This window comes from Marinibaculum pumilum (assembly GCF_042646425.1).
Taxonomy (GTDB): domain Bacteria; phylum Pseudomonadota; class Alphaproteobacteria; order Ferrovibrionales; family Ferrovibrionaceae; genus Marinibaculum; species Marinibaculum pumilum.
In genome coordinates this window covers 79,980-86,166 of sequence record NZ_JBHRTR010000046.1, presented here as the reverse complement: position 1 = coordinate 86,166, position 6,187 = coordinate 79,980, and the positions used below count along the sequence as shown (strand labels likewise).

Annotated in this window: 7 protein-coding genes; 5 read left to right on the top strand and 2 right to left on the bottom strand. The window is 71.2% G+C overall.

The features are described 5' to 3' along the window. Positions 1 to 160: 160 nt before the first annotated feature. Positions 161 to 526, bottom strand: a complete 366-nt coding sequence (arsC, locus tag ACFOGJ_RS24745) for an arsenate reductase (glutaredoxin) (protein ID WP_379905688.1) — start codon at positions 524 to 526, stop codon at positions 161 to 163. Between the two features lie 173 nt (positions 527 to 699). Between arsC and ACFOGJ_RS24740 the strand changes: the two genes are divergently transcribed. Beyond that, positions 700 to 1,578, top strand: a complete 879-nt coding sequence (locus ACFOGJ_RS24740; protein WP_379905686.1) for an ABC transporter permease — start codon at positions 700 to 702, stop codon at positions 1,576 to 1,578. A 19-nt stretch (positions 1,579 to 1,597) separates the two neighbouring features. Here ACFOGJ_RS24740 and ACFOGJ_RS24735 read toward each other — a convergent pair whose 3' ends face one another. Further along, positions 1,598 to 2,095, bottom strand: coding sequence for a DUF2165 family protein (locus ACFOGJ_RS24735; protein ID WP_379905684.1), 498 nt, complete (start codon positions 2,093 to 2,095; stop codon positions 1,598 to 1,600). Between the two features lie 210 nt (positions 2,096 to 2,305). On the opposite strand from ACFOGJ_RS24735, the gene ACFOGJ_RS24730 reads away from it, so the two are divergent. From ACFOGJ_RS24730 to ACFOGJ_RS24715, 4 genes are read left to right on the top strand one after another with little or no spacing between them, the layout of a single operon-like run. Beyond that, the gene (locus ACFOGJ_RS24730) at positions 2,306 to 3,490 is read left to right on the top strand and encodes an aspartate aminotransferase family protein (RefSeq protein WP_379905682.1); all 1,185 of its coding nucleotides are present in this window, start codon (positions 2,306 to 2,308) and stop codon (positions 3,488 to 3,490) included. After that, entirely contained in the window at positions 3,487 to 4,446 is a 960-nt protein-coding gene (gene argF, locus ACFOGJ_RS24725) for an ornithine carbamoyltransferase (RefSeq protein WP_379905680.1), read from the top strand. Before ACFOGJ_RS24730 ends, argF begins: the two co-directional genes overlap by 4 nt. Then, complete coding sequence (gene hslO, locus ACFOGJ_RS24720) at positions 4,425 to 5,459, top strand: Hsp33 family molecular chaperone HslO (protein ID WP_379905678.1); 1,035 nt, start codon at positions 4,425 to 4,427, stop codon at positions 5,457 to 5,459. The genes argF and hslO overlap by 22 nt, the downstream gene beginning before the upstream one ends. A 33-nt stretch (positions 5,460 to 5,492) precedes the next feature. Beyond that, positions 5,493 to 6,182, top strand: a complete 690-nt coding sequence (locus ACFOGJ_RS24715) for a hypothetical protein (protein ID WP_379905676.1) — start codon at positions 5,493 to 5,495, stop codon at positions 6,180 to 6,182. Positions 6,183 to 6,187: the final 5 nt, after the last annotated feature.

Sequence of the window (6,187 nt, the reverse complement as noted above, 5' to 3'; positions counted from 1 at the left end):
GGCCGCGTCGGCCGTCTGGTTCTCCACCGCGGTGATCGCGGCGGCCAGGTCCGCCCGGCGGCCGCCGGCCAGGCGCGCCGTCCAGCCCGCCAGCCGGTCGGGATCGACCGGCGGCCCGGCGCCCCAGCCGCTATGGGGCGCGGTCATGGCCGGACCCGGTTCATGCGGGCAGGATCTCCAGCACCGCCTCGGGCGGGCGGCCCATGCGGGCGCTGCGCTTGCCATTGCGGTCGACGACCACGATCGGCCGTTCGATCAGCACCGGATCGGCCACCATCGCCGCCAGCAGCGCCTTCCGGTCGAGCGCCGGATCGTCCAGGTCGCGCGCCTTGTAGGGCGGTTCCTTGCGGCGCATCGCCGCGCGCGGCTCCAGGTCCATCAGCTTCAGGAGCGAATCCAGCTCCGCCGCCGACGGCGGCGTCTTGAGGTATTCCACGACCTCCGGCTCGATCCCCCTGTCGCGGAGCAGCTGCAGGCACTGCCGCGACTTGCTGCACCGCGGATTGTGGTAGATCGTCACCTTCATCGCCCTATCTCCTGTTCCGGCAGCCACCGGCCTGCCGCCCGGCGGCGGCATCCCGCCCCGTCCCTGCCGTCGGCGCCACTTGGACCGGCCGGCGGGTTCCGATAGATCACTGCCACCGCAAGCTCAAGCGTGACAGCCGCCGGCCGCAGAAGCCGGGCGGCAGGAGGACAGCCTTGGTCAGCCACAGCATCGAGGGGCGCGGCGCGGATCCGCAGGCCGCCGCCCCGCCCGCCGCCGACCCGACCGCCGCCGACCCGCCCCATGCCAGCCTGGCGCCGCGCCGGATCCACGGCATCAACTGGATCGGCGCGCGCACCCTGTACTTCAAGGAGGTGCAGCGCTTCACCAAGGTGGCGACCCAGACGGTCGCCGCCCCGATGGTGACGGCCCTGCTGATGCTGGCGATCTTCACCCTGGCGCTCGGCGAGGGACGGGAGACCGGCGGCGTGCCCTTCGTCTCCTTCCTGGCGCCGGGCCTGGTGATGATGTCGATCACCCAGAACGCCTTCGCCAATACCTCCTCCTCGCTGATGATCTCGAAGGTGCAGGGCAATATCGTCGACATGCTGATGCCGCCCCTGTCGGCGGGGGAGTTCCTGACCTGCTATGCCCTGGCCGGGGTGACCCGCGGCCTGGTCGTCGCGGTGGCGGTGGCGGCGGTGATGACCCTGTTCGTGCCGGTCCAGGTCGCCGATCCGGTCGCCCTGATCTACTTCCCGATCGCCGGCGCGCTGATGATGTCGCTGATCGGCATCGCCGCCGGGCTGTGGGCGGACAAGTTCGACCAGCTGGCCGCGGTGACCAACTTCGTCGTCACCCCGCTGGCCTTCCTCTCGGGCACCTTCTACTCGATCGATCGGCTGCCGGGGATCTGGTACACCCTGAGCCACCTCAACCCGTTCTTCTACATGATCGACGGCTTCCGCGGCGGGGTGATCGGCTATCACGACGCGCCCGCCTGGCAGGGCATGCTGGTGCTGGCCGCGGCCGATATCCTGCTCTGGGGCCTGTGCTACCTGCTGATCCGCCGCGGCTACAAGCTGAAGGCCTGAACGGGGCGCCGGCCGACGGTCAGGCGGGCAGCTCGCCCTCGCGCTGGTTCAGGAACAGCAGGACCAGCCCGGTGAAGCCCAGGAACTGGAAGGCGGCCTGCTTGCCGTTCCAGTCCTGCGACTGCCACATGGCGAACCATTCGCCGGCGATCGTCAGGAAGCCCACGCCCCACAGGAGCATCGCCAGGGCAAGGCCGCCGACCGCCAGGTCCTTGGCGGCATCGAAGCCCGCCGCCGCCGCGCGCCGGCACAGCCACAGACGCACCGCCCCGGCCCAGAGCAGCACCGCGCTCGCCGCCTCGGCGGCGATGATCAGCAGGTAGCCGATCGTCTGCGCCGCGGGATGGGTGATCGCGCGCCACATCAGCGCCGGGTTTTGGAAGGTGGTGTCCATGCTCATGACGTGCTGCACGAACGGCCAGTTGATCTCCCAGGCGGTGACATTGCCCACCGCCACCAGGGTCATCATCAGGGCCACGCCCGCGATCAGCGCGATCTTCGACAGTCTGACGATCACCCGGCACATCCCCCTGCCCGACCCTGGGCCGGCAAGTCTGTCACAACTGCCTGCGCGCTGCAGCCGGGACGGCGCGACGCGATGTGCTAGGCTGCCCCGGCTGGCGGATCGCTGCGACTTTCGGTTGACTTGCCGGACACCGCGCAGATAGTGACCGCCTTTTCCGCGCCGCTGCGCTGTGCGGCGGCGCCCCAGACAGGAGAACTCCCCGTGTCCACGGCCATCCTGCCGACCTATGCCCGGGCCGACATTGCCTTCGTCGCCGGCGAAGGCCCCTGGCTTGAGGCGACGGACGGGCGACGATTCCTGGACTTCGCCTCCGGCGTGGCGGTGAACGTGGCGGGCCATGCCCATCCGCACCTGGTGGCTGCGCTGACCGAGCAGGCGCAGAAGCTCTGGCACACCTCCAACCTGTTCCGCATCCCGGGCCAGGAACGGCTGGCCGAGCGGCTGACCGCCGCGACCTTCGCCGACCGGGTGTTCTTCTGCAATTCCGGGGCGGAGGCACTGGAAGGCGCGATCAAGACCGCGCGGCGCTATTTCCACGTCTCCGGCCAGCCGGAGCGGTTCCGCCTGATCACCTTCACCGGCGCCTTCCACGGCCGCACCTTGGCGACCATCGCCGCCGGCGGCAATGCCGCGCATATGGAAGGCTTCGGCCCGAAGATGGACGGCTTCGACCATGTGCCGTTCGGCGACCTGCAGGCGGTGGAGGCGGCGATCGGCCCGGCCACCGCCGGCATCCTGATCGAGCCGGTGCAGGGCGAGGGCGGCATCAACATTCCGCCCGCCGGCTTCCTGAAGGGGCTGCGCGCGCTTGCCGACCGGCACGGCCTGCTGCTGCTCATGGACGAGGTGCAGACCGGCATGGGCCGCACCGGACGGCTGTTCGCGCACGAGCATTTCGGCGTCACGCCGGACATCATGGCGATCGCCAAGGGGATCGGCGGCGGCTTCCCGCTGGGCGCCTTCATGGCGACGGAGGAGGCGGCGAAGGGCATGACCGCCGGCACCCACGGCTCCACTTTCGGCGGCAATCCGCTGGGCACCGCGGTGGGCAATGCGGTGCTGGACCTGGTGCTGGCCGACGGCTTCCTGGACGAGGTGTCGCGCAAGGCCAGCCTGTTCCGCCAGGCGATGGCGGAGGTGGCCGACGACCATCCGCAGGTGATCGCGGAGGTCCGCGGCCTGGGCCTGCTGACCGGCGTGCGCTGCGCCGACGGGGTGAAGAATGCCGACCTGGTCGCCGCCCTGCGCGAAGAGGAGATGCTTGGCGTCTATGCCGGCAGCAATGTCGTGCGGCTGCTGCCGCCGCTGAACATCGACGATGCCGACCTGGTTGAGGCCGCGAAGCGGCTGGGCCGGGCCTGCGCGCGGCTGGCGGGCGGGTCATGACCCTGCACCGGACCGCGGCCCGGCCGGGCGCCGGCCCGCGGCATTTCCTGGACCTGGCCATGACGGAGGCGGCGATCCTGCGCGCCCTGGTGGACGACGCGCTGACCGACAAGAAGCTGCGCGCCGGCCGCCCGCGCGGCCGCATCGACGAGGATGCGCCGCTGTACGGCCAGGTGCTGGCGCTGCTGTTCGAGAAGCCCTCGACCCGCACCCGCGTCTCCTTCGACATCGCGATGCGGCAACTGGGCGGTGAGACCCTGGTGCTGCAGGGCACCGAACTGCAGCTGAAGCGCGGCGAAAGCTGGGCCGACACCGCGCGTGTGCTGTCGCGCTATGTCGACGTGGTGATGATGCGCACCGCGGCACCGGAAAACCTGGAGGTCTTCGCCGCCCATGCCGGGGTGCCGGTGATCAACGGGCTGACCAACGACAGCCATCCCTGCCAGATCATCGCCGACCTGATGACCTTCGAGGAGGCGCGCGGGCCGATCCGTGGCCGCACCATCGCCTGGTGCGGCGACGGCAACAACGTCTCCCACAGCTGGATCCATGCGGCGGCGAAATTCGGCTTCGTCCTGCGCATGGCCTGCCCGTCCGACCTGCGGCCGTCGCGCCGCTGGCTGGACTGGGCCGACGACCAGGGCGCCGACGTGCTGCTGACCGACGACCCCCGCGCCGCGGTGGAGGGTGCCGATTGTGTCGTCACCGACTGCTGGGTCAGCATGGGCGACACGGCGGGCGAACGGCACCGGCTGCTGCAGCCGTTCCAGGTCAACGAGGCCCTGATGGCCCATGCGGCAAAGGATGCCCTGTTCATGCATTGCCTGCCGGCGCATCGTGGCGAGGAAGTCACCGATGCGGTGATCGACGGCCCCCAGTCGGTGGTGTTCGACGAGGCCGAGAACCGTGTGCATGCGCAGAAGGCCATCCTGAAATGGTGTCTGGAGGCGATCTAGGCGGCACCGCAGGCGCCGATACCGTCCTCGGCTTCCAGCTCGGCCAGGGCGGCACGGCCGCCCCCGCCGGCAATAGTCTGGCGGGGGGCAGCCTGTCGGGTGGCGGCCTGTCGGGAGGCGGCATCCGCGGCCGGCTGCTGCGCCTGGGCGATGCCGCGGACGAGATCCTCAGCCGCCACGACTATCCGGACGAGGTCTCCCGCCTGCTGGGCGAGGCGCTGGGCATGGCCACCCTGCTGGCGGAAACCCTGGCCTTCGACGGCATCTTCACCCTGCAGGCCCGCGGCGAGGGGCCGGTGCCGCTGCTGGTCGCCGACTATCGCAAGCCCGGCCTGCTGCGCGGCCATGCCTCGCTGCACCAGGACCGCTATGACCGGCTGTCCGCCGGCCCGGCGCCGAAGGAACCGGTGCCGCGGCTGCTGGGCGGCGGCATTCTCAGCTTCACCGTCGACCAGGGCGGCCGCGCGCAGCGCTACCAGGGCATCGTGGAGCTGGCCGGCGGCACCCTGGCGGACTGCGCCAATGCCTATTTCCAGCAGTCCGAGCAGCTGGACACGGTGCTGCGCCTGGCGGCGGGCCGCAGCCACGGCGCGGGCTGGCGGGTCGGCGGCATCCTGCTGCAGCGCCTGCCGCATGCCGGCGGCGCGGCGGCCGACGACGAGGATGCCTGGCCGCGCGCCATGACCCTGCTGGGCTCCGCCCGCGACGACGAGCTTCTGGACCCTGACCTCAGCGGCGAGGGGCTGCTGTACCGGCTGTTCCACGAGGATGGCGTGCGGGTGTTCGAGCCGCAGCCGGTCAACGCCCACTGCACCTGCAGCCGGCCGCGCATCCTGCAGGTGCTGCAGACCTTCAGCAGCGCCGAGCAGGCGGACATGGTGGTCGACGACCGGGTCACCGTGACCTGCGAGTTCTGCAACCGCAGCTACAGCTTCACCCCCGAGGAACTGGCCGGCAGCCCCGTCGCCGCCAATGACAGCGGCTATGTCAGGGACGGCGGAGACGACAGCTAGCGCCGGTTCGCCAGACAGAGAGGATCCCAGGGGATGGCCCACAGCAATCGCCGCGCGGACGTGACGTGCGGTCCGACCCCGACCTCGGTCCATCCGGCCCGCCGGCAGGTCCTGGGCCGGGCGCTGGCCTTCGGCACGCTGGCCCTGCCTGCCCTCGCGCTGGCCGCCTGCGGCGGCGAGGCGCCGCCGCAGGGTCCGGTCTTCACGCAGCCCCGCTTCCCGCCGACCAACCCGGTCTGGCTGCACGCCAAGGTGCTGGAGGTGCAGGACAATTACCTGCCGCCCCTGAAGGCGCCGAACATCGAGGCGGAGCTGCCGGTCAGCCTGGGCGATACGGCGCTGCTCTGGGCCCGCGTCCGGCTGCGCGCCAGCGGTCGCGGCGGCAACACCGCGCGGGTCACGGTGACCCGTGCCGCGGTGACCGAGACGCCGCTGCCGCGGACCGGCGGCGTCGGCGGCCTGTTCACCCGCGACCAGGTGGCCCGCTTCGACACCGACCTGATCGGCGAGCTGACGATCACCGACCATACCGGCGAGCGCATCGGCTATGCCCAGTCCCGGGTGACCCGGGGCCTGAGCATCGCAGAGGGCACCACCGCGAACGAGCGGATGACGGTCCTGAATGCCTTGGTCAACGATACCGCGACCGCCTGGGGCCGGGCCATGGAGGCCAAGATCCACAGCGACCTGAACCGCTTCGTCGCCTATCCGCCCGACAACTGAACCGC

Coding starts and splice junctions, on each gene's coding strand:
- hslO (WP_379905678.1), top strand. CDS start 4,425: ATGGTGTCTGGAGGCGATCTAGGCGGCACCGCAGGCGCCGATACCGTC.
- argF (WP_379905680.1), top strand. CDS start 3,487: ATGACCCTGCACCGGACCGCGGCCCGGCCGGGCGCCGGCCCGCGGCAT.
- arsC (WP_379905688.1), bottom strand. CDS start 526: ATGAAGGTGACGATCTACCACAATCCGCGGTGCAGCAAGTCGCGGCAG.
- ACFOGJ_RS24715 (WP_379905676.1), top strand. CDS start 5,493: ATGGCCCACAGCAATCGCCGCGCGGACGTGACGTGCGGTCCGACCCCG.